The 24,509-nt window shown below is 66.0% G+C and carries 27 protein-coding genes; 6 read left to right on the top strand and 21 right to left on the bottom strand.

The window, feature by feature from the left end:
* Positions 1–3: 3 nt before the first annotated feature.
* Complete coding sequence (gene fliF / locus RT655_RS14165) at positions 4–1,608, bottom strand: flagellar basal-body MS-ring/collar protein FliF (RefSeq protein ID WP_313537902.1); 1,605 nt, start codon at positions 1,606–1,608, stop codon at positions 4–6.
* A 193-nt stretch (positions 1,609–1,801) separates the two neighbouring features.
* On the opposite strand from fliF, the gene RT655_RS14170 reads away from it, so the two are divergent.
* A complete protein-coding gene (locus tag RT655_RS14170) occupies positions 1,802–2,575 on the top strand; it encodes a polysaccharide deacetylase family protein (protein ID WP_313537904.1) in 774 nt (257 codons plus the stop codon).
* Between the two features lie 129 nt (positions 2,576–2,704).
* A complete protein-coding gene (locus RT655_RS14175; RefSeq protein ID WP_313537906.1) occupies positions 2,705–4,351 on the top strand; it encodes a hypothetical protein in 1,647 nt (548 codons plus the stop codon).
* Between the two features lie 42 nt (positions 4,352–4,393).
* Here the strand turns inward: RT655_RS14175 and RT655_RS14180 are convergent, their stop codons facing one another.
* The 3 genes from RT655_RS14180 to RT655_RS14190 all read right to left on the bottom strand — a co-directional run bounded on the left by RT655_RS14180 (position 4,394) and on the right by RT655_RS14190 (position 7,252).
* Positions 4,394–5,488, bottom strand: coding sequence for a catalase family protein (locus RT655_RS14180; RefSeq protein WP_313537908.1), 1,095 nt, complete (start codon positions 5,486–5,488; stop codon positions 4,394–4,396).
* Positions 5,489–5,556: 68 nt separating this feature from the next.
* Positions 5,557–6,204, bottom strand: a complete 648-nt coding sequence (locus RT655_RS14185) for a FliH/SctL family protein (protein WP_313537910.1) — start codon at positions 6,202–6,204, stop codon at positions 5,557–5,559.
* Positions 6,205–6,217: 13 nt separating this feature from the next.
* Positions 6,218–7,252, bottom strand: coding sequence for a flagellar motor switch protein FliG (locus RT655_RS14190; protein ID WP_313538490.1), 1,035 nt, complete (start codon positions 7,250–7,252; stop codon positions 6,218–6,220).
* Between the two features lie 90 nt (positions 7,253–7,342).
* Here RT655_RS14190 and RT655_RS14195 point away from each other — a divergent pair, with 90 nt between their 5' ends.
* Positions 7,343–10,117, top strand: coding sequence for a hypothetical protein (locus RT655_RS14195; protein WP_313537912.1), 2,775 nt, complete (start codon positions 7,343–7,345; stop codon positions 10,115–10,117).
* A gap of 3 nt (positions 10,118–10,120) precedes the next feature.
* On the top strand, positions 10,121–10,537 hold the full coding sequence (locus RT655_RS14200) for a flagellar basal body protein (RefSeq protein WP_125971890.1): 417 nt from the start codon (positions 10,121–10,123) through the stop codon (positions 10,535–10,537).
* An 84-nt stretch (positions 10,538–10,621) separates the two neighbouring features.
* On the opposite strand, the gene RT655_RS14205 is transcribed toward RT655_RS14200, so the two are convergent.
* The 4 genes from RT655_RS14205 to RT655_RS14220 form a co-directional block, all read right to left on the bottom strand.
* Positions 10,622–11,134: a PEPxxWA-CTERM sorting domain-containing protein gene (locus tag RT655_RS14205; protein ID WP_313537918.1), complete on the bottom strand. Its 513-nt coding sequence runs from the start codon at positions 11,132–11,134 to the stop codon at positions 10,622–10,624.
* A 278-nt stretch (positions 11,135–11,412) separates the two neighbouring features.
* Positions 11,413–11,838 carry a flagellar protein FlgN gene (locus RT655_RS14210; RefSeq protein WP_313537920.1) on the bottom strand — a complete coding sequence of 142 codons (426 nt, stop codon included), beginning with the start codon at positions 11,836–11,838 and terminating at the stop codon, positions 11,413–11,415.
* Positions 11,835–12,146, bottom strand: a complete 312-nt coding sequence (locus RT655_RS14215; protein ID WP_313537922.1) for a rod-binding protein — start codon at positions 12,144–12,146, stop codon at positions 11,835–11,837. The genes RT655_RS14210 and RT655_RS14215 overlap by 4 nt, the downstream gene beginning before the upstream one ends.
* Entirely contained in the window at positions 12,146–13,249 is a 1,104-nt protein-coding gene (locus tag RT655_RS14220) for a flagellar basal body P-ring protein FlgI (protein ID WP_313537924.1), read from the bottom strand. Before RT655_RS14220 ends, RT655_RS14215 begins: the two co-directional genes overlap by 1 nt.
* Positions 13,250–13,333: 84 nt before the next feature.
* On the opposite strand from RT655_RS14220, the gene RT655_RS14225 reads away from it, so the two are divergent.
* Both RT655_RS14225 and RT655_RS14230 read left to right on the top strand, forming a co-directional pair.
* On the top strand, positions 13,334–13,750 hold the full coding sequence (locus tag RT655_RS14225) for a flagellar assembly protein FliX (RefSeq protein ID WP_313537926.1): 417 nt from the start codon (positions 13,334–13,336) through the stop codon (positions 13,748–13,750).
* Between the two features lie 160 nt (positions 13,751–13,910).
* Positions 13,911–14,912, top strand: coding sequence for an SGNH/GDSL hydrolase family protein (locus RT655_RS14230; protein WP_313537928.1), 1,002 nt, complete (start codon positions 13,911–13,913; stop codon positions 14,910–14,912).
* A gap of 22 nt (positions 14,913–14,934) precedes the next feature.
* On the opposite strand, the gene RT655_RS14235 is transcribed toward RT655_RS14230, so the two are convergent.
* The 13 genes from RT655_RS14235 to motA form a co-directional block, all read right to left on the bottom strand.
* A complete protein-coding gene (locus RT655_RS14235; protein ID WP_313537930.1) occupies positions 14,935–15,576 on the bottom strand; it encodes a PilZ domain-containing protein in 642 nt (213 codons plus the stop codon).
* A 98-nt stretch (positions 15,577–15,674) separates the two neighbouring features.
* A complete protein-coding gene (locus tag RT655_RS14240; protein ID WP_313537932.1) occupies positions 15,675–16,121 on the bottom strand; it encodes a hypothetical protein in 447 nt (148 codons plus the stop codon).
* A gap of 10 nt (positions 16,122–16,131) precedes the next feature.
* Positions 16,132–16,977, bottom strand: coding sequence for an OmpA family protein (locus RT655_RS14245; protein ID WP_313537934.1), 846 nt, complete (start codon positions 16,975–16,977; stop codon positions 16,132–16,134).
* A gap of 1 nt (position 16,978) precedes the next feature.
* Complete coding sequence (locus RT655_RS14250; RefSeq protein WP_313537936.1) at positions 16,979–17,311, bottom strand: hypothetical protein; 333 nt, start codon at positions 17,309–17,311, stop codon at positions 16,979–16,981.
* A complete protein-coding gene (locus tag RT655_RS14255) occupies positions 17,311–17,835 on the bottom strand; it encodes a chemotaxis protein CheD (RefSeq protein WP_313537938.1) in 525 nt (174 codons plus the stop codon). The genes RT655_RS14250 and RT655_RS14255 overlap by 1 nt, the downstream gene beginning before the upstream one ends.
* Before the next feature lies 1 nt (position 17,836).
* A complete protein-coding gene (locus RT655_RS14260) occupies positions 17,837–18,226 on the bottom strand; it encodes a response regulator (protein ID WP_313537940.1) in 390 nt (129 codons plus the stop codon).
* 2 nt (positions 18,227–18,228) lie between these two features.
* The gene (locus RT655_RS14265; protein WP_313537942.1) at positions 18,229–19,281 is read right to left on the bottom strand and encodes a chemotaxis response regulator protein-glutamate methylesterase; all 1,053 of its coding nucleotides are present in this window, start codon (positions 19,279–19,281) and stop codon (positions 18,229–18,231) included.
* A 5-nt stretch (positions 19,282–19,286) separates the two neighbouring features.
* On the bottom strand, positions 19,287–20,165 hold the full coding sequence (locus tag RT655_RS14270; protein ID WP_313537944.1) for a protein-glutamate O-methyltransferase CheR: 879 nt from the start codon (positions 20,163–20,165) through the stop codon (positions 19,287–19,289).
* A complete protein-coding gene (locus RT655_RS14275) occupies positions 20,162–20,656 on the bottom strand; it encodes a chemotaxis protein CheW (RefSeq protein WP_093297749.1) in 495 nt (164 codons plus the stop codon). Before RT655_RS14275 ends, RT655_RS14270 begins: the two co-directional genes overlap by 4 nt.
* Positions 20,653–22,920, bottom strand: coding sequence for a chemotaxis protein CheA (locus tag RT655_RS14280; RefSeq protein ID WP_313537950.1), 2,268 nt, complete (start codon positions 22,918–22,920; stop codon positions 20,653–20,655). Before RT655_RS14280 ends, RT655_RS14275 begins: the two co-directional genes overlap by 4 nt.
* Positions 22,917–23,282, bottom strand: a complete 366-nt coding sequence (locus RT655_RS14285) for a response regulator (protein ID WP_064313997.1) — start codon at positions 23,280–23,282, stop codon at positions 22,917–22,919. Before RT655_RS14285 ends, RT655_RS14280 begins: the two co-directional genes overlap by 4 nt.
* On the bottom strand, positions 23,279–23,599 hold the full coding sequence (locus RT655_RS14290; RefSeq protein ID WP_313537953.1) for an STAS domain-containing protein: 321 nt from the start codon (positions 23,597–23,599) through the stop codon (positions 23,279–23,281). Before RT655_RS14290 ends, RT655_RS14285 begins: the two co-directional genes overlap by 4 nt.
* Positions 23,574–24,458 (bottom strand): flagellar motor stator protein MotA, encoded by an 885-nt coding sequence (gene motA, locus RT655_RS14295; protein WP_313537955.1) that lies wholly within the window; start codon positions 24,456–24,458, stop codon positions 23,574–23,576. The genes RT655_RS14290 and motA overlap by 26 nt, the downstream gene beginning before the upstream one ends.
* Positions 24,459–24,509: the final 51 nt, after the last annotated feature.

The following is a 24,509-nucleotide window of genomic DNA, read 5'->3' on the forward strand; positions in this document are numbered from 1 at the left end:
ATCCTATGCGTTCATCCACTGGCGAATCACCGAGGCAGCCTCGGGCGGGCTGGCCGCGATGGCCGAGCCAATCCGCTTGAGCGCGGAGAGCTTGATCCGCCCATCCACCTGGGCGAGGGCGATTTCCTGATCGAGCAGCGCCGTTTCGGAGACGTTCATCTGCTCGAGCTGCTGGAGCGCTTCCGGGTCGCCGTCCGCGGCGCGGGCGGTAAGCATCCGCATCTCTTCGGACTGCTGCTGCGCCGCCAGCTGGGTCATTTCCGGCTCGATTGGCAGCGGCTCGGGCTTGGGCTTGAGCATGCGCAGGGCGAGCAGGCCGACACCGGCAATCAGTGCGAGCTGCAGGAAGGTCCAGATCCGGTCCATCGGCAGCTTGGAGAAGAGGCTCTCCTTGGCATCGTCCACCGGCACCGCCGAGAAGGGCATGCTCTCGACGACGACGCTGTCGCCGCGCTGGGTGTCGATGCCGACGGCATTCTCCACCAGGCGCTGGAGGCGCTGGACCTGATCGGCGGGAAGCCCCTTCGGACCGCCATCGACCATCACTGCGACGGTGAGGCGGGTGACCTTGCCCGGCGAGCGCAGCGTGACCGTCCTGGTCGAGCTGTTCGAATAGGTGGTGTCTTCCGACGTCTGGTTGCTGGCCGACTGGCGCGAGCTGCCCGGGGCGCCCGGATTGGCCTTGGCGTCGGGCATCTGGTTGGCGACCGAGGCGGTCTGCGGACCGGCATCGCTCTCCTTGTTCTGGTCGCCGGTTTCGACGCTCACCTGGCGGGACACGACCTGCTTGTCGGGATCGAAGACGTTCGATTCCTCGCGGGTCTGGTCGCGGTCGATCTGGGCCGAGACCTCGGCGCGGACCTTGCCCTCGCCGACGATCGGCTGCAGCAGCGCCTCGATCTCGTCGCGCAGCTTGCCCTCGACGGTCTGCTGGCGCTCATCCGCATCGCCGGCGGCGGCGGTGTCGGGATCGCCCGCGCGGGCAAGCAGGGCACCGGTCTGGTCGACGACCGAGACGGCGTCGGGAGACAATTCGGGGACCGAGGAGGAGACGAGGTAGCGGATTGAGGCGACCTGCTCGGACCCGATATGGCCCTTGGTCTTGATGGTGACCGCCGCAGTCGCCTTGCGGCTTTCGGTGGCGAACATCGCGCGCTCGGGCATCACGATATGGACCCGCGCGGCGGTGACGCTCTGAATCGTCTGGATCGACTTGGAGAGCTCGCCCTCGATGGCGCGCGTCTCGTTCATCTTGGCGCGGCTGGCGGAAACGCCGAAGGGCTGCTCCTGGTCGAGCACCTCATAGCCGATCTTGCCGCCCAGCTTCTCGCTGGCCATGCTCATGCGGAGCTCGGCGAGCTTGTCCTCGGGCGCCATGATCGCGGTGCCGTCGGCAGAGAGCGTGTAGGGCACGTTCTGCGCCTTGAGCTTCTCGGTGATCGTCGAGGCAGCTGCCGGATCGAGATCGGTGTAGAGGTAGCCCATGTTGGACTTGGAGCTGCTCATCGCCACGAAGGTCAGCGCCGCGAGCAGAGCGAACGCCACGCCCCCCATCATCGCGAGCCGCTTGGTGCCGAGTTGCGCCACCAGATTCTTGATCGCTTCCAAAGCCGCCCCATGCAGTAGCTACGGGGCGCGGAATGCCCCTTGTTAATGGACTTATAGGCGGCGGGCGGAGCGGCAGTTTCTGCCGGGTGGGAATTTTTTGCCTAGCAGTCGTTTGGCGCATGCGAAGCCACACAAGCGTGGTTGCGTACGTCCAAGGCTGCGGCCAAGGGCATGGCCAACGAATGGAGACGACATGCAGGTGAACAGGCGGCACTTCGCGACAGGGATGGCGACGCTGATGCTCGGCGCCCCGATCGCGCGGGCGGCGGACGGCGAAGGCGGGGCGTTGAGCCTGACCTATGACGACGGGTTGCCCTCGCATCTTGACGTGGCGGCGCCGGCACTGGAGCGCCGCGGCTTGCGCGGCACCTTCTACGTAACCTGGGACAATATCGTCGCTCGGGTGGGCGATTGGGAGAAGTTGCCGGCGCGGGGGCATGAACTCGGCGCGCATACCATGCACCACCCGTGCGACATCGGTCCGCTCAGCGCGGAGGCGTTCGCGGACAAGGAGTTCCGGCCGCTGGAAGCGTGGCTGGACAAGGTCGCCGGGCCGACGCGGCCGCGCGACTTCGCCTATCCCTGCGACGTTACCGATCTGGGGCCGGGTAAGCCCAATGTGGAGCGCGCGCGCTACGAAGCGCTGCTTAAGCGGCTTCGGATCGACAGCGCACGCAACAGCGAGGGCCCGCCCAACCCTGCGACCTGGGTGCGACGGCATCCCTATCGGCTGCAGGCACTGGCGGTGGGCTATGACGCGCAGCCGCTCGACGTGTTCAACTATCTGCAGCTGGCGCGGCACGAGCGGCGCTGGGCGATTCTGGTGTTTCATCAGGTGGGCGCCGGGCCAGAAACTGACGGGGCGGTGACTGCCGCGCAGCACGAGGCGTTGCTCGACATGGTGCTGGCCAGCGGGCTCGCGGTGCGCACCGTGGGCAATCAGATGCGGCGTCTCAGTTCGGGCTGATCGGTACGCATGCGCGCGCATCGGAAACCAGAGACGGGCGTTTGACGGCCGATGAACGGCCGCTCCAGCGCAGGTTCAGCCTGGATCGGGCAGAAGCTGCGGCAAGGGGGCGGGAAGTGAGGAGCTGTGATGTCCGATCTCTTGAAACGCCCCGCCATGCTCTCGGTGAGCGTGATCGCGCTGGCGCTGGCCGGCTGCAACCCGGGAACCCCGGCGCAGCAGGCGGATAGTAATGCGTCGACGGGCAATATGGCCGAAGCCCTGCCGGCGCTGCCGGCGGCGGTGCCGTTGCAGGCTGGTGCCGCAACGTCGCTCGCCACGGCCCCCGCGGCCCAGCAGCTGCCTGCGACCCGGCGAGTCCGCGTGGCGCAAGTCGCGCAGCGCAGCGACGCCTATGCCTATCTCGATCGCGCGCAGGGCGTTGCCAATGCGATCGGCGATGCGCCGCCCGATTATGCCTATGACGACGGCCGCGTCTCGCCCTGGGTTTGGCAGACCAGCCTCGGCGACCGCCGCTATGCCGAGCCGATCGATGGCGGCTATCGCTATTATTACTATCAGGCCGGCGCGGACCAGCCCTACCTCGTCCGCGATCCCGGCTATAGCTATGCCTATTCCGGCGACGATCTGGTCGCGGTTTATGACGCGGGCGGCGATCTGCTGCCGGCGAATGCCTATTATGGTCGCGCCGACATTGCGTCGCGCTATTATGACCGTGGGGCATATCTTTACCAGCTGTCAGGGCAGCGCGAACATCGCGGCGTCGTAGCGGCCAATTGGGCGGCGCGGCGTGCCGAGATCGCCGCGGCGAACGCGCAATGGGCGGAGGCGCAGGCGCGCCAGGCCGAATGGCAGGCCTATCGCCAGGCGCATGCCGCGCAGGAACAGACCGTCTGGCAGCAGGAACGCGCGCGCCGCGCCTTCGCCACACAGCGTTTCGCGGCATGGCAACGCCAGGGCTTCCGAACCCCGGCGCCGCAGCCCGTCGCCTACACGCCTTCGCAGCCCCCGCAGCAGCAGCGCAACTGGATGAACCGTTGGTTCGGCGGCGACCGCCAGGCCGCCGCACAGCGCCGCGAGCAGCAGGCGCGCGCGCAGCAGATTGCCCAGCAACAGGCGGCGCAGCGCCAGGTCCAGCAAGCGGCGGCACAGCGCCAGCGTCAGGCGCAGGCAGAGCAGCGGCTCGCGCTGCAGCAGCAAGAGCAGCAACGCGCGAGCCTGCAGGCGCAGCAGCGTCAGCTTGCTGAGCAGCAGGCGCGCCAGCGCCAGGCCCAGCAGCAGGTAGCGCAGCGTCAGGTGGCCCAGCGTCAGGCGCAGCAGGCGGCTCAGCGTCAGGCGAACCAGCGTCAGGCGCAGCAGCAGGCTGCGCAGGCGCGCGCCCAACAGGCTGCGCAGCAGCGCAGACAGCAGCAGGTTGCGGCGCAGCAGCGGATGCAACAGGCTGCGGCGCAGCGCCGTGACCAGCAACATGCGCAGCAAATGGCACGTGCGGCGGCGGCGCAGCGTCAGCAACAGGCGCAGCAGATGCAGCGGCAGCAGGCGCAACAGCGTGCCCGTCAGCAACAGGCCGCCAAGCAGCAGACGCAGCTACAGGCTCGTCAGCAGCAAGCGGCCCGCGCTCAGGCCGCGCAGCGCCAGGCGCAGGCACGGGTGCAGATGGCGCAGCAGCAGCGCGCCCAGGCTGCGGCGCGTGCGGACCATGCGCGCCCGCACCCCCAGCCGCAACCCCAGCGTCCCGCCCGGCCGGAACGTCCGCGCGATCCGCATCAGGGCTGACCGCGCCAGGCAAGGGGCCGCCGCGGGGCGGCCCCTTGCCGATCACGCCTCCGCGTTCAGCTCGTCAAGCGCGCGCGGCTCATGCATCGGGCAGCCGTTGAATCGGCCGCGATAGTCCGCCGAGAATTTGTACGGCTCCTTGCGCGCGCGGTTCACCCCGCCGAGCGGCTGGTGCGCGGCAAGACCGTGCCAGGGCGCGAAGGACAGCCGGTCCTCGATCTTGTCGCTTTCGCCATAGACCCAGCCGGCCTGCGGCGCGACCTGCAGCGTCGCAACGGTGCGATAGGGGCTTTCTTCCTCATCCCACGCGACCGAAGCATCCTCGACCGGCATCTTGTCCAGATCGGTGCAGAGCTGCACGCGCAGCTCCCAAGTGCCGCCCTGCTCGGCGAGCAACTCGTTCACCGCCTCGCGGATCGCGTCGGGACGGCCGGTCGCGTTGATCGTCTCGTCGGCAAAGTCCTTGATGCCCGAGACCGGTACCAGCTGGAACTTGGCGATATGATCGCCGTAGCGATAGGGCGTCTGGCTGTAATAGGTGGCGCCCAGCGGATGCACGGGTTTCGCGCCGCCCAGCGTGCTCAGCAGTGCCGACTTGCCGCCGACCGCCTCAATCGCAGCCTCGAAGCTGCGCAACACGGCGGAGAGCAGTTTTTTAGCGCCCTCTGCCTTGTCGGTCGTGCCGGCAAGAAGCTTGAGGTTGCCGAGAAACTTCTTGGCGTCGGGGGCTGCGAAGGCAGGCGCGTTGACCATCACGAAGTCCTGCGTCGTGTCGCTTTCGCTGCCCGGCAGGCGTTCGCCCTCGACGCCCAGCACCTTGAGCGCCACGCCGCGCGGCAGGCGGATCGAATCGTCCAGGATGTCGCCGGCATTGGTGGAGAAGCGCAGGATCGCTTCATGACTGCCCGGCGTCGCGAACAGGCCCTGAGCGAGTTCGGGCGGCAGATCGTCGGCAACCGTGAAGGTGCCGCGCGCCAGGCCATGTCCCTTGGCATGCACCGAACGAACGGCGTGCTGATAATCCTCGGATGTGGTGTCGAGAATCTTCTGGAACTGCTCCTTGAGCCCGGCGATCGTCTCCGCTTCGTCGGGCTGCGGCTGTTCGACGGAGGACGAGAAACGGACGGGCGTCGGCATGGGTGTTTTCCTTCGAAGGTTCGAAGGAGCTCAACCTTTCACCCGATTTGCCGTTCCGCCTGCGGCGTTCAGTGGAGCAACAGGCTTTCCAGTTCGGCGGTGATCGCGTCGCGGCGCTGCTGGGCGTTGAGCGCGAGGCCACCTTCGTCCCAGTTGATCAGCGCATCGCCCATCGCCAGCGTCGAATCCGGTGCGACGATGAGGCTCAGCTTGCGCCGGTCCCTGGACTGGCGGTCGGCGATCTTGGCTTCGATGTCGTCGACCAGATCGGGGTGGACGCGCACCTGCAGCTCGGTGCCGCGCGCGACCTGGCCGAGCACGCGGCCGATCGCCGCGTCGATCGCGTCACCGGGCGCGCGTTCGATCGCGCGTGCGGCGATATGGTCGGCCGCGGCAAGCGCGACTTCGGTCGCTTCGCTGGTCACCCGCTCGGTGATCTCGGTGAACTGGGCGTCGATCACCTCGATGCCGGCATGCAGTGCGTCGACCGCGCTGAGCAGCGCCACTTCGCGCTCGGCGCGTGCCTGGGCGAGCCCGGCCTCGAAACCCTCGGCACGCGCGCGATCGATCACGACCTGCTGATCGGCCTTGAGCAGCGCGATCTCGGCGCGCAGCGCGGCCAGCTCGATCAGCGCGTCTTCGTTGACCAGCTTCTTGTCGGGGATCGGCGCCGAAAAGACGCGGTCGAAGGCGAAACGTTCGACATGGATGCTCATGCTGCCATGCTCCTTAGATAATCATCGCGTCGTCGGACTTGGGATCGACCAGCAGGATCTCGCCGCGATCGGCAAGGTCCTTGGCCAAGCGGACGAGGCTCGACTGCGCCTCTTCGCAATCGCGCGCGCGCACGGGGCCCATGCCGGCCATGTCCTCGCGCATCAGCTTCGCGGCGCGCTCGGTCATCGCATTGAAGAACATCGTCTTCAGCTGCTCCGGCGCACCCTTCAGCGCCAGCGCCATCTCGCGCTTGTCCGCGTTGCGAACGATCGAGGCGATCGCCGGCGGCAGCAGGTTCGAGAGATCCTCGAAGGTGAACATCAGCGCGCGGATGCGTTCGGCGCTTTCCGGCGCCTTGGCGTCGAGCGCGGTGAGCATCGCTTCCTCGGTCGAACGGTCGAGCGAGTTGAACAGCTCGGCCATGCTCTCGTGCGGATCGCGCTTCTGCGAGCGGGACAGGTTGGTCATGAACTCGGTCTTGAGCGTCTGCTCGACCTGGTTGATGACTTCCTTCTGCACCGTGTCCATCCGCAGCATGCGCATGATCACGTCGACCGCGAACTCGCGCGGCAGCTCGGCCAGCACCCGCGCGGCGTGATCCGGGCGCAGCTTCGACAGGATGACCGCGACGGTCTGCGGATATTCCTGCTTGAGCGCGCCGGCGAGCACGGTTTCGGAGACATTGGACAGCTTGTCCCACATCGTCCGGCCCGAAGGACCACGGATATCCTCCATGATCTCCCTGACCTTCTCGTCCGGAAGGATGCCGCCTAGTAGGCGTTCGGTGGTCTCGTAGCTGCCGTGGAGCGAGGCCATGCTGGCGACTTCGCCGGTGAACTGGACGAGCAGATATTCGACGACGGCGCTGGGAATGCGGCCCAGGCTGGCGATCGTCGAGGACAGTTCCTTGATCTCGTCGGTGGAAAGCTGGTCCCAGATCGGCGCGCCATGTTCCTTGCCGAGCGCGAGCATCAGCGCGGCCGCGCGCTGCGGCCCCGAGAATTTCTTCAGTTCGGGCGGTTCACCCACCGTGGCGACAGAAGCCATGCTCATCCCTGCAGAAAATGGTCCGCGCGCACCCGCAAGGCCGCGCTCTCCTCTATTATAGGATTGAATGGGGAAGGGACGGATCGGATCATGGTTAATTTATCGGCAAATCTGATCGGGCTGAGTTTGCTCACGGGGCAGAACTCGTTTGCCACCTCGACCTTGCCGACGTTCGAGAGCAAGGCGGTGCGCACCGCCAAGGCGCTGTTCGACACCGTTCCGACCGCCCCGCCCTGGAAGGATGCGGACGGTACCGCCACCTCGTCCCAGCTCAGCTCGATCCTTGCGGCGCGCACGCTGATCCAGCCCGCCACCACCGACAGCAACGGAAGTCTGCTCCCCGACGATGTGAAGACCAGCTTCACCGCGTTCAAGTCCCTCGACAAGCTGCGCGTGCTCGCCGAGGCCGCCGCCGACAAGACGACGTCGGACGCGCAGCGCGCGCAGTATCAGAAGGCCTTCTCCAAGGGCCTGGCCGACCTGCAGAGCTATCTGGCGACGTCCCCGTCGGACAAGGTAAACCTCGGCTTCGGCAAGCCTGCCACGACGACCAAGACGAGCGAACTCGCCGCCACCAACCTCTACGAGACCGCCGGCAAGCCGCTGGTGAAGAAGGCGTCGGATCCGCTCCCCGGCCTTACCGGCAGCGAACAATTCGTCGTCAGCATCAAGCGCGGCACGCAGTCGCAGAGCTTCACCGTCGATCTCTCGAGCGGCCCGCAGCCGCCGACGATCAACTCGGTCGCGGACGCGCTCAATACACAGATCCGCTCGGAAATCGCCTACAAGGCGGACGGCACGGTCCTTACCGACAGCAAGGGCGAACCGGTCAGCAAATGGCATGCCCGGTTCGAGCCCGAGCTTAAGGATGGGATGTGGAGCCTGAATCTCACCACCCCGGACGGACTGGAACAGGTGAGCCTCGAACAGGCAGGTGCCAAGGACTCGCTGGTCGTGACCACCGGCCAGACGCCACTCGACTCGCCGACCGCGACCCAGGTGTTCCGCCTCAACGACCCCACCGGTGACAACACCAAGGTGACGATGGGAACGATCGCGGCGCTTGATCGCCAGGGCACCGCACAGAACGTCATCGCCGGCAAGACGACCAACGTCACCAAGGCCGTGGACGGTCCGGACGGCAAGGTGAAGCTGGAAACGACCAAGACCAGCGATGTCTATGCCAGCACCACGGCGGCGGCGAGCGTCACCGATGCGCAGGGCTTCTCCTATGTCGTCGGCACCACCAAGGGCGATCTGGGCGCCAACCTTTCCACCGGCAACGACAATCTGTTCCTCACGAAGATGGACAGCGCCGGCAAGGTGGTGTGGCAGCGCAACCTGGGGGCGAACGGCAGCGCGACCGGCGCATCGGTATCGCTGGGGCAGGACGGCAGCGTCGTCGTCGCCGGCACGGTGACCGGCAGCTTCAACGGCATCACCGCCGATGGCGACATGGCGGTGGCGAAATACGCCGCCAATGGCGACGAACAGTTTTCGACCCTGGTCGTGTCCAAGGACGCCGATACGGCCCGCGCGGTCACCGTCGGCGCCGATGGATCGGTGTTCGTCGCGGGCCGCATCGCCAACAAGGATGGCGGCGATGCCATGGTGGTGCGGATCGATCCCAAGGGCAAGATTGCCGAACGCCGCACGATCAATACCGGCGGCAGCGACACGATCAGCAGCCTGGCGACCGACAAGGACGGAAACCTTCTCGCACTCGTGTCCAGCCAGGGCGTTGCGAGCGTGATGAAGCTGCAGGCGAGCGCATTGTCGAACACGCTCGGCAGCATCAGCCTCGGCACCGCCGATGCCCGCGCCCTGGCGGTGTCGGCGGATGGCAGCATTGCGGTGGGCGGGGCCACCAGCAGCGCGATCGCCGGCACGCAGTCGAATGGCCTCAGCGGGGGTCGCGACGGCTTCGTCACCCGGATCGACGCGAACCTCACCAGCGCCACCACCACCTATGTCGGCACCGGGGAAGACGATCAGATCGACAGCGTCGCCTTCATGGGCGACAAGATATATGCGGGTGGCCGGACCACGGGCGACCTTGCCGCTCCGCGGCGCGGCCCCGTGGACGGCTTCGTCACCCAGATCGATGCCGCATCCGGCGCCGTGGGCACCACCACCCAGTTCGGCCAAGCCCAGACGCGGACCGAGCCGGTGCGCGTCGCTGCGGATGTCGGCGGCAGCACCGCGCTGGGGGCGCTGGGCTTCAACCGCGGACTGCTCAACCCGACGGTGTCCGACAAGGTCACGACCCAGACGACGCTGCGTGCCGGCGATTATTTCTCGATCAAGGCGGACGACTATGCCGTGCGCCGCGTGACGATCGAAAAGGACGACACGCTCAAGACCATCGCCGAGCGCATCCAGAGCATGATCGGTGCGTCCAAGGGCACGGTGACAGCCACGACGGTCGACGGCGTGCAGTCGCTGCGCATCTCGATGAAGCAGGGGCATAGTCTGGAGCTGCTCGCCGGCAGCACGGACGCCGACGCGCTCTCCAAGCTGGGGCTTGAGCCGCAGCGCATCGCCAACCAGGCCGCCGTGGTGGGCACCGCGCCCAAGGTCAAGCCGGGCGGCAATTACGGGCTGGAACTGAACGAAGCGCTGAGCCTCGCCTCGACCGACAACGCCAAGGCGGCGCTGGGCAAGATCAAAGATGCGATCTCGATGACGCAGACCGCCTATCGCTCTCTATATTGGGATGACAGCAAGACGGCGTTCATTGACGGCGGCAAGACGAGCAACGGCAAGAAGGGCGCATCGACCGCGGTCGAACAGGCGCAACTCAAAAACTATCAGGCGGCGCTTTCCCGGCTCTCCGCCGGCACGCCCCTAACCCTGGGATTCTGATCCATGTCCGAGATGCCCACGATCTTTTCCGCGATCCAGATGCGGATGCAGAATCTGTCACAGCGCCAGCAGGTGATCGCGCAGAACCTCGCGAACAGCGAAACGCCCGGCTACAAGTCGCGCGACGTATCCGAGCCCAATTTCGGCGATCTGCTCCAGGGCGCCGGGGGCATCAGCGTCGCCAAGCCACGCGTCGAGCTTACCGGCACGATGAAGAATCTCGGCGCCGTGCAGCCGATGGGCAGCGGCCTGGTGTTCGACAAGGACGTGACCGAGACCAAGCCCGACGGCAACAACGTCACGCTCGAAGACCAGCTGCTCAAGATGGGCAAGGTGCAGGCAGATTTCAGCGCGATGACCAACATCTACCGCAAGCAGATGGTGCTGCTGAAGACCGCGCTGGGCAAGGCCGGCGGCTGAGCCGTTCTATCCGGGGCACGCACAAAAAAAAGGGCCGCGAGCGGATGCTCGCGGCCCTTTCCGTTTTCACGGCGAAGCGTGCGATCAGGCGATCGCGACGCGCGCGGTGCGGCGGCGGCGGATCGCGCCACCCGCCATGCCGAAGCCCGCGATCATCAGGCCCCAAGCCGCCGGCTCGGGAACCGGCGCGAAGTCCAGCTGCGAGCTGTAGCCATAATCCTTGGTCTTGGTGTTCTTCATCACGACCGTGAGGAGCTGCGGCTGGTTCGACGGGTTGACCGCGAACGAATAGACGTCGCCCTTGTTGATGCCGGTCAGCGTCACGCCGCCGAACGACAGGCTCACCAGGTCAAGGTAGAAGGACGAGATGCTGACGTGCAGGACGCCCGGCGAGTTGAGCGACAGCGCAAAGGACTGGGTCGCGGTCGTCTTCTTGGCGACCTTGACGTTGTTCCAGCCACCGCCGAGACCGTCGAAGCTGCAAACCGCTGCAGCGGAGTTCACGCAAACGACGGTCGTCGCCTGCGCGGTGTTTGCCATGGTGAGAGCGCTGGCCGCCGTCGCAGCCGCGATCATCAGAGTCTTGAGCTTGTTCATCCACACCTCCCTAAAGCATGCACAGCCGCTGGGAGCTGCCCGATGTTTCAGGCAGGAGACCCTCTTCTTCCCATACGCGCTGTCCGTTTGTTTATAGACGAACGTGCAGATTTTGCCAGTTTATAGTTAAGCGGAAGTACACCATTTAAAAAGCGTGATATGGCAATGGCTTAGGTAAACATGTTGGCGTGTTTCGGCTCGCATCGGCACAGCAACGGCACGGAAATATTCCGCGCCGCAGCGAACGACTCAACGGCAGGGCCGAATCAAAAACACCTTCACAATCGTGCATTTACGGAAATCGGTGCGGGTGCATCCATGCCGTACAGCCCGCCGCAGGCGCTGTAGGTCGTGCTGCGGCTGCCGGTCAGACGCTGCGCTTCCGATGCAATAGCGGCCATCATTTCCGCCGAAAGTTCAATTTGTCGTGACAGTATTCGAGAGTTTACAACAGATGCGTCACGCAATGCGCGGCTCGATTCTGCCAATTTCTCGCGATCCTCGGTTTCCAGATTCTCTAGCCAATCTTCCGGATTCTCGCGCTTCAGTCGCGCGACTTCCGCTTCGATGCGGCCGGCGAGCCGCAACTTGGCGTCGGCGATCTCGCCGAGCTCCCGGATATAGGGTGTGCGAGCCAAACGTTCGCTCTCCTCCTCCATCAAAGCGGTGAGGGAGAGCATCGCATCGACGAGCTGCGTGATCATTTCTGTCCTTGCTGAAGCTTGAGGATCTGGTCGAGGACGGCCGGCGCGAGGCCGACTCCGCCGCGGCGCGCCATGGCGGCGCCGAGCTTCTCGGCGAGCATGCCGCGGAAGATCTCTTCGCCGTTGCCACCGCTAAACTGTTCGTCTTGTTGAACACTTTGCATCATGAGCTGGGTCATCTGTCCCAGGAACACGCTTTCGAAATCTTGCGCCGTCTTGGCGTTTTTGGGGTCCACCTTGGGCAGCGGCTTGGCGGGCGTGGTCGCGCCGGCAATCGCTGCCTGGGGGAGGGGGGACGCGTCGGTCATCACTGCACCTCGATTTCGGCCTGGAGCGCGCCCGCCGTCTTGATCGCCTGGAGGATGGTGATTAGGTCGCGCGGCGAGACGCCCAGCGTGTTGAGCCCGCTGACCAGCGCCTTGAGCGACGAACCGTTGATCACCGCCAGGCTGGCGCCGTTGCCGTCGTTCACCTGCACCTGGGTGCGGGGCACCACCGTCGTCTGGCCCTGCGAGAACGGACCGGGCTGCGAGACCTGCGGGGCTTCGGTCACCGAGATGGTCAGGCCGCCCTGCGCGATCGCCACCGGCGTGATCCGCACATCGCTGTTCATCACTACCGTCCCCGAGGCTTCGTTGATCACCACCTTGGCGGGCTGATCGACCTTCACCTCGAGATCGCCGACCTGGGTAACGAGGTCGATCACCGATCCGGCGAACTGGTTGCTCGGGCGGAGTTCGACCGTTGCCGGATCGAGCATCTGCGCGGCGCCGGGATAGCGGCCGTTGATCGCGCGGGCGATCCGGTCGGCCGTCGAGAAATCGGGGTTCTTCAGCGCGAGCTTGAGGCTGTTGGCCGATCGCAACTGATAGGGCACCTCGCGCTCGACGATCGCACCGCCGGCAATGCGCGCCGAAGTGGTCACGCCACGGCTGACGTTTGCTGCGGCGCCCTGCGCCTTGAAGCCGGATACGGCGACGGGGCCCTGCGCCACGGCGTAGATCTCGCCGTCGAGCGCGCGCAGCGACGACGCGATCAGCGTGCCCCCCTGCAGGCTGGTCGCGTCGCCGAGCGCTGAGACCTGCACATCGATCCGCGAACCGTTGCGCGAAAAGGGCGGCATCGTCGCGGTGATCGAGACCGCGGCGACGTTCTGCGTGCGCATCTGGGTGCCGCGAATGTTAACGCCCATCCGCTCGAGCATCGACTGCATCGATTCCTCGGTGAAGGGGGCGTTGCGGATACGATCGCCGGTGCCGGCGAGGCCGACCACGAGGCCATAGCCAACCAGCTGGTTTTCGCGGACATTCTCGACGTCGACGATGTCCTTGATCCGGGTCTGGGCCATCGCCTGGGGCGCGCCGAAACAGGCCAGCGCGAGCGCCAGGAACGATGCGGAGAGACGATACATAAACCTCTCGGGCCAAGTGGAAAATTAACGCTACTCGTCTTATAGGAAGAGGAGAGCCAAGACGGCTCGCGAGGGCCTGATTTCGTGCGTATCGACAGCCTGTCACCGATGATGGCGCGCAACCTGCTGGCGGCGTTGCCCAAGTCCGTGCCCAGCCTGGCGAGCCGGCTCGACGAGCAGGTCGCCGTCGCCCCGCATCCGCAGCCCGTGCCCGGAGCGGTGCCGGCCACCAGCGTGCAGATGCTGGTCGCGATCGCCGCCAACAATCCGATCGCCGAACGCCGCCGCAAGCAGGCCCGCGATGTCGAGCGCGGCATCGATGCGCTTGACCGGCTGCACAAGGAGCTGGTGGCGGGGACGCCCAACGTCGCGCGGCTGCGCGAGATCGTCCAATGGTCCGAAACGGTGCCGACGCCCGCCGAGCCGCAACTGGCGGCGCTGATGCGCGACATCGATGTGCGCGTGCGCGTCGAACTGGCGAAGCTCGACATCGAGGTCTGAACCCGGCCGCTACGGCCCGCGCGGGTACTGCTGTCCGCGGCTGTTGCTGCGGTGCAGTATAAGTCGCGCATCCAGCTGATTTCGGCTCGCTTCCTCGAAGTAACCGCTTGGATAAGCCGCGTCCGAGGGCTAAGACGTGGTTAACGAGAGGGGATGTGCCATGAAGGCTTTCACGCGGTTGTTCGCGCTTGTTTCGCTGTGCCTCGCGCCCGCGGTTTCGCACGCGGGGCCCACCTATTCGGGACTGTACGTCTTCGGCGACAGTCTGGTGGATTCGGGGAACCTCAATCTTGCCAGCGGTGGGGCATTCGCCAACGCCAAGGACGGCTATTTCGGCGGCCGCTTCTCGAACGGGTTCAACTATGCCGACTATTTGAGCCTGGCGATCACCGGCCATGCGGCAACGCCGCTCTATGCCGGCGGCACCAACTTGGCCTTTGGCGGTGCCACGGCGCAGACCGTGGCGGGTGAGCGGAGCCCAAGCTTTCTTGCCCAGGTGGGCCTCTATGCCAATCGGGTCGGCGTGCCGATCGACGGCAACGCCCTGGTGCTGCTCAATTTCGGCGGCAACGACGTGCGCGATACGAGCCTCACCGGTGGCCCGGTCAGCTTCCTTCCGGCGCTGAGCGACTTCGACGATGCGGTCACCGCGCTCTATGGTCTCGGTGCGCGCCACTTCGTCATCGTCGGGGCGCCGGATATCGGTCTGCTGCCGGACTCGGTTGCCAATGTGGGCGGGGTCACCGGTCGCCTCGGGGAACTCACCGATCGCTCGCGGCAGATCAGCGAGTCCCTGCGGCAGATTGCGGCGGGTATCGATCGCCAGCCCGGCCTCACCGCCGATTTCTTCGATCTGTTCGCGACCGAGCATGCCTTGCTCGATTCCCCCACGGCCTTCGGCCTGCCGAACACGCTGAACACGACGACGCCGTGCCAGGTCCTCGGCGGCGGATCCCCGCAACTGGCGAATTGCAGCGCGTCGCTGTATTTCGACGGCATCCATCCAACGACGCAGGTGCATCAGGCGATTGCGGACGCGATGATCCGGCAGATCGGCATCAGCGCGGTGCCGGAAGGCGAGACCTGGGTGCTGCTGATCGTCGGTGTCGCGGGCGTGGGCGCGGTATTGCGGCGCCGGCGGGCCGCGCTCGCCCTCGCATAAGGAAGGGGAGGGCAGTCGCCGCTCAGCGCGGCGGCTGCATCTCGTTCAGCCAGGCAGAAAGCTCGCCATAGGGGATCATCTCGATAAAGGCGACGCCGGCGGAGTCGTCTTCGGCCCAACGCACCGTGCAGCTTCGCGGGTTGAGACCCGGAACCACCAGCGTCATCACCCTGTCGAGATCGGGCTGGTTCGACAGCCGCACCCGGGCACCGCTCTGCGAGATATTCTCCATCGCCACGCTGTGCGAAACGCCGTTGCAGACGAGCCGGGCGGTGCCGGCAATCGCGAAACGCGGTGCGCGCGGCACGGCGCGGCGCAGCCGCGCGGCCGGCGAGCTGCCCTTGGCGGCGGCAAGCACGTCCTCGACGTCGATCGCTTCATGGAACTGCACGCCGGCCCGCCCGTCGCTGACCCACATGATCTTGCCCTCGAGCACGGGGCCGCCGCGCAGCTCGACGACGATGCGATCCCCCTGGCGCAGGGGGAAGGGGCTTTCCAGCATCATGCCGGTGGCGGAGATGTTGCGGACTCGGCAAAGTTGCTCGCCTGCACCCGTGCAGATCAGCTTGCCCACCATCAGCGTCGTCACCGTGCGCGGGGCACGCTCGGCCCAGGGGGCCGGCTCGCTGGCATTGTGGTCAAACTGATGCTCGGCTGCGCCCACGGCGTCATTCTCCCCGTTGAACTGCAAAAAACCGGCAGTCCCTATGCCTATTATAGGAGGAATGAGCGTTCAGTTTCGCTTCTGCAGTCGCACGAATGTCATGCCGGGTTGGCGTTGGTCACCGCGACCTTGCGGACGACCTTGGCGCCGAAGGCTTCGCTGGCCGAGGCGTCGACCAGCTTCCGGAAGCCTTCCAGGTCCGGCAGCATGCCGTCGGGACCTGCAGCCATCGGCGTGCGGTACGTGCGCATGTTGATGGCGTGCAGCAGCAGCGGCATGCGCTGGGTAACGAAATCGGCCTTGGCCTCGTCGACCTCGAGCTGCACTTCCATCGAGGCATATCCCGCCAGATGCCCGTCGGCGAAGACCAGCGGCACCAGCACCTTGCCGGTGGGCACGAACTTGGCCGGCGCTTCCTTCTCTACGGCCGCCGCTTCCTGCTTGGGCGCGCCGCTGCCGAGCATCTTCACCATCGCATAGGCGGTGCCCCCGCCGGCGGCGAGGCCGGCGATCAGCGCGACGACGAGGAACAGCAGTTTCTTCACGGGCGGCTCCTCAGAACTTGAAGCTGGAGTCGCTCGGCAGCGCCGAGGTCTGGCCCTTGAGGACGATGCTGATGCGGCGGTTCTCGGCGCGGTTGGGCTGGTCCGGATAGACCGGCTGGGTAGCGCCCATCGCGACGACTTCGGCAAAGCGATCGGGCGTCACGCCACCGGCGACCAGCGCCGAGCGGGCGGCGAGGGCGCGCTCGCCCGAAAGCTGCCAATTGGCGTCGCTCTGGCCGCCTGCACCGTCGGTGTGCCCTTCGACCGCAATTTGCGCACCGACCGTGGAGATCTTCTTCGCCAGCTTGGTGAGCAGCGTGCGCGCATAGGGATTGAGCTCGGCGGTGTTCGACTTGAACATCGGCTGCTGGTCGGTATCCATCAGCGTGATGCGCAGGCCCTGCCGATCCTGCTGGACGTCAACATTCTTCTTGCCCTGCGATTGCGGCGTCGCTTCCAGCGCCACCATCAGTTCGGAGGCCATCACGCGCATCGTCGCCGGCACGTCGGCGGTGCCGCCGCGCGCCGAGCCGGCGGTGGTCACCTCGAAGGTGGGCTGGCCCTTCGCATTGCTGGGATCGGCCTCGGAACGGCGGGTGGGACCACCGGCGCCGGGCGCGGAATTGCTGACCGGCGTGGAGGGGCCGCTATCGGCGACGGTCGGCGAGAAATATTTGGCCAGGCCCTTCAGCCGATCCTTGTCCGGATTGGCGATCAGCCACAGTAGCATGAAGAAGGCCATCATCGCCGTCACGAAGTCGGCATAAGCCACCTTCCACGCGCCGCCATGATGCGCGGCGGCGCTCTTCTTGACCTTCTTGACGATGATCGGCCGAACGTCCCCCCCGCGGGCCATGTTACTGCCCCTTCAACGCGTTGCGCAGGCGTTCCTGGACGGCGCCGAGACGGACATGGCTGATCGCCGACAGCGAATCCTCGCCGCCCGCGATCCGCTCCAGCAGGTTCACGCACTCGTCGGCGTGCTGGATCAGATAATCGAACGCCTGGAGCTGCTCGAGATAATGGGCTGCGAAGTGCTCGTCGCAGACGAGTACCTCTGCCAGGCCTTCCAGCTTCTTGCTGATTTCGCGGATTTCGCCGGCCATCACGCTGTGCAGCACGCCCGCGAACGGGTCGTAACCGGGCAGGGCTTGCGGGTGCGAGGGATCCGACATGGGCAGGCACGACATCAGAAAAGCTCCAATTCTCCGTCGGGGGCGGCAATGGGCAGGGGGGCGACCGGACGTTCCTGCACGCGCTCCGCCACCTTGCTGCAGCGGCTCTTGCCCTCGTGCGGCAGGAACTCGACCTTGCGGGCAAGCGTGCCGCCGAGATCGCAATGCGCGATCGCGATGCCTTCGGTCTCCATGAACCGGCGGGCGAAGGCGGCGTTCGACGCGCCGATGCCCCCCAGGCCGGAGATGATGTTGGCACCACCATAGAGGTGGGCCTGCAGCCGCGGGCGCGAGGCACCCTTGGCCATCATGCTGTTGATCAGCAGTTCCATCGCATGCACGCCGTAGCGTGCCATGTCCGAGCTCGACACCTTGTGGTCTGCGCCCGGCTCGCCCAGCAGGAAATGATTCATCCCTCCCACCTTGGCGACCGGGTCGTAGAGGCATGCGGCGACGCAGCTTCCGAGCAGGGTCGAAATCATGACATGGGGCTCCGCGATCACCGCGTTCTCGCCCTGTACGATGGAAACTCTGCGCATATCAGGTCAGCTCGCCGAAGACGCGTTCGATCTTTTCCTTGAGCGCCGCCGGCGCAAAAGGCTTGACGACATAGTTGTTCACGCCCAGCGCCGCCGCCTTCTGCACGATTTCGCGGTCGGACGAGCCGGTGAGCATGATGAACACGGTCTTGCCGATCACCGGATCGGCGCGAACCGCTTCCAGGAACTGCAGCCCGTCCATCTCGGGCATGTTGTAGTCGGAGATGACCAGGTGAACACGGTCGCTCTTGATGGCCGAAAGCGCTTCCGGCGCGCTGGCCTTGTCGCGAACGTCCTTGAACCCCAGGTCCTGCAGCGCACGACGGATCATCGCCCGCATACTGGTCTGATCATCAACGACCATCACCTTGATTTGTGATGCAGCGGGCATTGTTATGCGCTCCCAACCTTAACCGTTTCTCGACAAGCTTTCAGGATGGCCTCCGGCATTGCCGACAAGCCGACCTCCTTCTCCACCGCACCCGCTTCCTTGGCGGCGCGGGGCATGCCCCACACCACGCAGGTCTCCTTGGTCTGGCCAAGCGTGCGGGCACCCGCCCGACGCATTTCCAGCAGGCCCTGCGCGCCGTCGCTGCCCATCCCGGTGAGGATGACGCCGACGGCACCGGCACCCAGTTTGGCGACCGAGCGGAACAGCACGTCCACCGAGGGACGATGGCCGGTGACAGGATTGCCCGGGATCAGCTTAATCCGGCCATTGGCACCGCCCTGGAGTTCCATATGTCGTTCGCCTCCAGGAGCAATATAGACGGTTCCCGGCGTTACCTGGGCGCCATCCGTAGCTTCCACGACGTTCACGCGGCACTCCGCGTTCAGGCGCTGTGCGAAGCTGCGCGTGAACGTTGCCGGCATGTGCTGCACGATAAGGATCGGCGGCGAATCTTCGGGCAGCGCGGGAAGCAGCGAGAACAGTGCCTCGACGCCGCCGGTCGACGAACCGATCGCGATCAGCTGGGCGGCGCTGCCACCGCTGCTGCTGGCGCCGACGCTGGGCTGCGCCGGCAGCCGCTGCGGGCCGGCGCGGGCAACCGAGCGCGCCGCGCTCTTCACCTTGTCGCACAGCAGGTTGGCATCGCGCTCGATGTCCTCGGGCGTGCCGCTCGGCTTGGTGACATAGTCGACCGCACCCAGGCGCAGTGCCTCGATCGTGACTTCCGCACCGCGGGCGGTGAGCGTGGAGCACATCACCACTGGCATCGGCCGGAGGCGCATGATGCGCTCCAGGAACGACAGGCCGTCCATTCCCGGCATCTCGACGTCGAGCGTCAATACATCGGGGTTGAGCGCCTTGATCATGTCGCGGGCCGCGAACGGCTCGGGCGCCATGCCGACCACTTCGATCTCGGGGTCGGCCGAGAGCATCCGCTTCAGCGTCGCGCGCATCGAGGCGCTGTCGTCGACGATGAGCGTGCGGACTGGTTTCATGCCCATTACTCCGGCTTCTGATAAATGGTGTGCCCGCACGAGCGCATCTTGCCCGCGGCGGCACCGATCAGCCGTTCCGAGTGACCGATATACAGGAAACTCCCCCGGGCGAGCTGCTCGACAAAGCGGTGCTCGAGCTCCTCCTTCGCGGGATCTCCGAAATAGATCATGACGTTACGGCAGAAAATAACATCATAGGCGGCCTTGAGCGGCCACGGTTCGAACAGGTTCAATACTTTCGCCGTGACCATCTGCCGCGCTTCGTCCGCCATCACGAAGCCGCCTTCCGTCGGCTTCATCCAGGTGGAGCGATACGGCTCGGGCACGCCCGCCGCGACATTCTCCGCATAGACCCCGCGCTGCACCGACTCGACCACATGCGGGGCGATATCGGTGGCGAGCAGCCGCACGTCGGCGTTGCGCAACCAAGACGCGCTACTGCGGCTGGGCCCCAACAGGCACATCGCGATCGTATAGACCTCTTCGCCCGACGAGCAGCCTGCCGACCAGATCCGGATCGGACCCTGTTTCCGCTGGAGCGTGGGGATCACGGTCTCGCGAAAATGGTCGAAATGGTGCGGCTCGCGGAAGAAATGCGTGTGATTGGTGGTGAGGGCCACCACCATCGCGTGGCGTTCCTCCGCGTTGCTGTGCACCAGGTCGACATAGTCGCAGAAGCGGTTCAGGCCGAACTTGCGCAGCCGGCGCGCGAGGCGCGACTGGACGAGCGTGGTCTTCGCCTCGCTGAGCGAAATGCGGGCATCGTCGTACATGATCGCGGCGATGGCCTGGAAATCGCGCGGCGTGAGCTCCGCGTTCTGGCCCGGTGCCATCGTGTTCGCGGCGCCGGCGGACGCCGCGGCGGCGCCCCCGGCGGGGCTCATGCTGCGAGATCCAGGTGCTTGGTCAGGCTGAGCGCGTTGAGATCGAGCAGCAGGACCATGCTGCCATTCTCGTCGCGCGTGCCATCCTTGGCGCGGGTGGCGATGCGGACCAGGCCCGCGATCACGCTCTCCTCCAGCGCGGTCTCCACCGCCGGTGCCGGCTGGATCTCGCCGACGTTGATGCCCACGATGTCATTGACTTCGTCGACCAGGAACCCCGCCTGCTTGCCCATGATGTTCACGACCAGGATGCACGAGCGCGCATGCAGCTGGCTCGGCTCCCAGCCCAGGCGCTCGGCCAGGCCGACCACCGGGATCACGTTGCCGCGCAGGTTGGTCACGCCCTTGATGAAGCTGGGCACGTTGGGAAGCGGCGTCGGCTCGTCCCATTCGCGGATTTCGATGAGCGCACTCATGTCGATCCCGAAGATCTGCTTGGCCAGCGAGAAGGTTACGATCTTGCGATCATTGGCGGTGTCGGGGGTGCTCATGCTGCCAGTCCTTTGGGCGTGAAACGGGTAGGCGAGGAAACCAGCGCCTCGATGTCGAGGATCAAGGCGATCGAGCCGTCGCCGAGGATGGTTGCGCCACCCAGGCCGCGGATCGGATGCAGGTTCTGATCCAGGCTCTTGATCACCACTTCGCGGCGGTCATCGATGGTGTCGACGACGAGGCCAACCTTGCCCGAGCTTTCGCTCTCGACGATCACCACCAGCGAGTCCTCGATGGCGCGGTCGTCGTTCAGGCCGAAGATCTCGGTCGCGCGCTTCACCGGCAGATATTCGCCGCGCATGTCGATCACTTCATGGTCGGGCGCGGTACGCTTCACCTGGCCGGGCTCGGGCTGGATCGTCTCCAGCACGTGCGTCAGCGGCAGGACGAAGCGCTGGCCGGCGAGCCGTACGATCATGCCGTCCAGAATGGCCAGCGTGAGCGGCAGGATCATCGTGAAGGTGGTGCCTTCGCCCGGCACCGAGTGGATCTCGACGCGGCCGCCCAGGGCTTCCACGTTCGAACGCACCACGTCCATGCCGACGCCGCGACCCGAGATGTTCGAGATCTTCTCCGCGGTGGAGAAGCCCGGGGCGCAGATCAGCTGGTCGATTTCCTCGTTCGTCAGCACCGCATCGGCGCTGATGATGCCCTTTTCGACGGCCTTGGCGCGGACGCGTTCGCGGTTGATGCCGCGACCATTGTCCGCAACACGCACGAATATCCGTGCGCCCTTCTGCTCGGCTGACAGCTTGATCGTGCCGGCCGGGTCCTTGCCCGCCGCGATCCGCTCCTCGGCGCTTTCCAGGCCATGGTCCGCGGCGTTGCGGATCATGTGGGTCAGCGGATCGCCGATCTTCTCGATCACGCCCTTGTCGACTTCGGTCGTTTCACCGATCGTCTCGAGGTTGATCTGCTTGCCGGTTTCCACCGACAGGTCGCGGAGCATGCGCGGCACGCGGCTGAAGGCCTGCCGGATCGGCTGGGCACGCAGCGACATGACGTTGTCCTGGATCTGCCGGGTGAGGCGCGCCAGTTCGGGCAGTTCGACGCGCTGGCGATCGGCCGGCGACAGCCGGTCGGCCAGGATCGAGTTGCGGATCACCAGCTCGCCGACCAGGTTGAGCAGCAGGTCGAGCTTGACGAGGTCCACGCGGATGGTCTGCGCGGCTTCGTTGACCGGCTTGGCCGGACCGCCGGCACCAGCACCGCCGCCACCGGGGCCACCAGGCGTGCTGCCCCCACCGGCCGGCGGAGTCCCCGCCGCGGCAGGCGCGGGCTCGGGCGCCGCAGCAATCGGCTCGGGTGCCGGAGCCGCGGCAGGTGCGAGCACCGCCGGGGCGGGGCCCAGATCCATGAAGTCGTCGACGGTTGCGGTCACCGGTACGAACGGGATCTCGTCGCCGTCCATCTCGGTTTCGGCCGTACCCTGGGGCAACACCGCCGCATCCTCGGCGCGCTTGATCTCGATCACCGAGTCCGGCGCGACGAAATCGAAACAGTCGGAGATGTCGCTTTCCGGCAGTTCGGCCGGAGCGTGGATCACCCAGGTGAAATAGCTGTCTTCGGCATCGATCTCGCGCAATGGCGGCAGCGTGCTGATGTCGACGGCATCGACGCGGGCGCCAAGGCCCTCCAGCTCGCGCACCGTCAGCAGCGGCTCGCCGGCATTGGCAAGCGCGGCGCGCGACGGCTTGAAGCGCACGGTCCAGCCGCCGGCATCGTCGGGGCCGTCCAGATCATCGAGCGACACGCCCACCGGGCGGAAGCCGAACTCGTCTTCCTCTTCCGCCATCGCCGGCGCGGGGGCCGGCGCGGCGGGGGCGGGGGCTGCCGCGGCAGGCGCGGCCGCAGCCGGCGCGTCGCCATCTGGCACGCCCTTGTTGGCGAGCACCTGCTCGAGTGCGCTCAGCGCGGCCCCGTCGTTCGGCCGGGACGCATTGCCCTTCGCGGCCTCGACATGGTCCGACAGCACGTCGAACGAGCTCAGCATCACGCGGATTACGCCGGGCGTGGGGACGATTTTCCCGGCACGCACTTCGTCGAGCACGTTTTCGAACTTGTGCGCGAAGGCGGTCAGATCCGAATGGCCGAAGGCGCCGGCGCCACCCTTGATCGAGTGGATCGCGCGGAACACGCCGGCGATGGTTTCGCCGGACAGATCGCCCGACTGCATCGCCGACAGCCCTTCCTCGGCCGTCGTGAGGCCTTCAGTGCATTCTTCGAAGAAGATTGCCTGGATATCGTCGAATTCGTCGCTCACGGGCAGACGCGGCGGATCGCCGCCCCCAGCTTGGTGGCCTCGAACGGCTTGGTGATCCAGCCGGTGGCACCGGCGGAGCGGGCGCGCTGCTTCTTCTCGTCCGAGAATTCGGTCGAGAGCACCAGGATCGGCACGCCCTTGAATTCGGGAACCTGGCGCACGGCCTCGATCAGCTCGAACCCGTCCATCTTCGGCATGTTGATGTCGGTGATGAGCAGGTCGGGCTTGACCTCGTGCATGCGCTCCAGGCCATGCTGCCCGTCGTTCGCGCTCTCGATGCGAAAGCCCTGCGAGGTCAGCGACGTCTTGAGCAGCATGCGCATGCTCGCGGAGTCATCGACGGTAAGGATCAGCTTGGTCACAGAAGTTCTCCGGTATCAATGCCGACCGCCGCTGCGAGCTGGCAACGGTTCACACGATCGGTGAAGGCAGTGCTGGGGTTGAGGATGGTGAAAGCCTTGCCGAGCTTGTCGGCTTCGGCCTTGGCCGCGACGAGCAGCTGCAGCACCGCCTGGCCGACGCTCTCGACCTGCGAGGCATCGATCTCGACCGGGCCTTCGCCGTCGACCGCCTGGAGGAGGCGGGTTTGAAGATCCGCGGCCGTCACGGTCGAACCGTGTGCGGGGAGCGCAAGCGCGTTGTCCGCGCCGGCCTCAAGCGGTGGCAGGGGAAAGTCCATTTTTGGCCTCGTCGAGAGCGGTTTCGAGTTGCTGGAAGCTCGGCGCGTACGCCGAGGGCGTCATGCGACGGGCGATTTCGATCGCGACCTGCACCGGCTGGTTCTGGGCATAGGCAACGATCGCGGTCTTCACGATGGTGAAGGGCTTGGAGTCGGCTTCGATCGTCTCGAGCAGCTTGCCGGCGAGCGGCGCCACCACGCAGTAGGACAGAAGCACGCCGAGGAAGGTACCGACGAGCGCGCCGCCGATCATCGCACCCAGGATCTCGGTCGGCTGGTCGATCGAGCCCATGGTCTTGATGACGCCGAGCACCGCCGCGACGATGCCGATGGCGGGCAGGCCGTCGGCCATCAGCTGCAGCGAGTGCTGCGGATGGGTTTCCTCATGGTGATGCTTCTCGATGTCCGCTTCCATCGCGGATTCCAGCTGGTGCGGATCCTCGAAGTTGACGGTCATCATCCGCAGATAGTCGCAGAGGAACTCGATCAGGTGATGGTCCTTGAGCAGCCGCGGATAGGGCTTGAAGAGATCGCTCTCCTCCGGCTTGTCCAAATGCGGTTCGATGCCCGTCGCGCCGCTTTTCTTGAACAGCGTCAGCAGGGTGAACATCAGCGTCAGCAGGTCGGTATAGTCGCTGGCCTTCCAGCGACCGCCCTTGAACGCGCGCATGATGCCGGCGCCGGCCTTCTTGACCGTCGGCATCGAATTGCCGACGATGAAGGCGCCGATCGCGGCGCCGCCGATGGCCATCATCTCATGCGGCAGCGCGTGCGCAATGATCTCGAACTTGCCGCCCGAGATCATGAAGCTCCCGAACACGCAGACGAGAATGATGACGAAACCAACGGCGTTCAGCATGATGAGCCCAAAATCTTTCCCTGGATCTTTCCAGAATTATAGGATGGTTTC

The sequence above is a fragment of the Sphingomonas sp. genome, from assembly GCF_032114135.1.
GTDB lineage: Bacteria > Pseudomonadota > Alphaproteobacteria > Sphingomonadales > Sphingomonadaceae > Sphingomonas.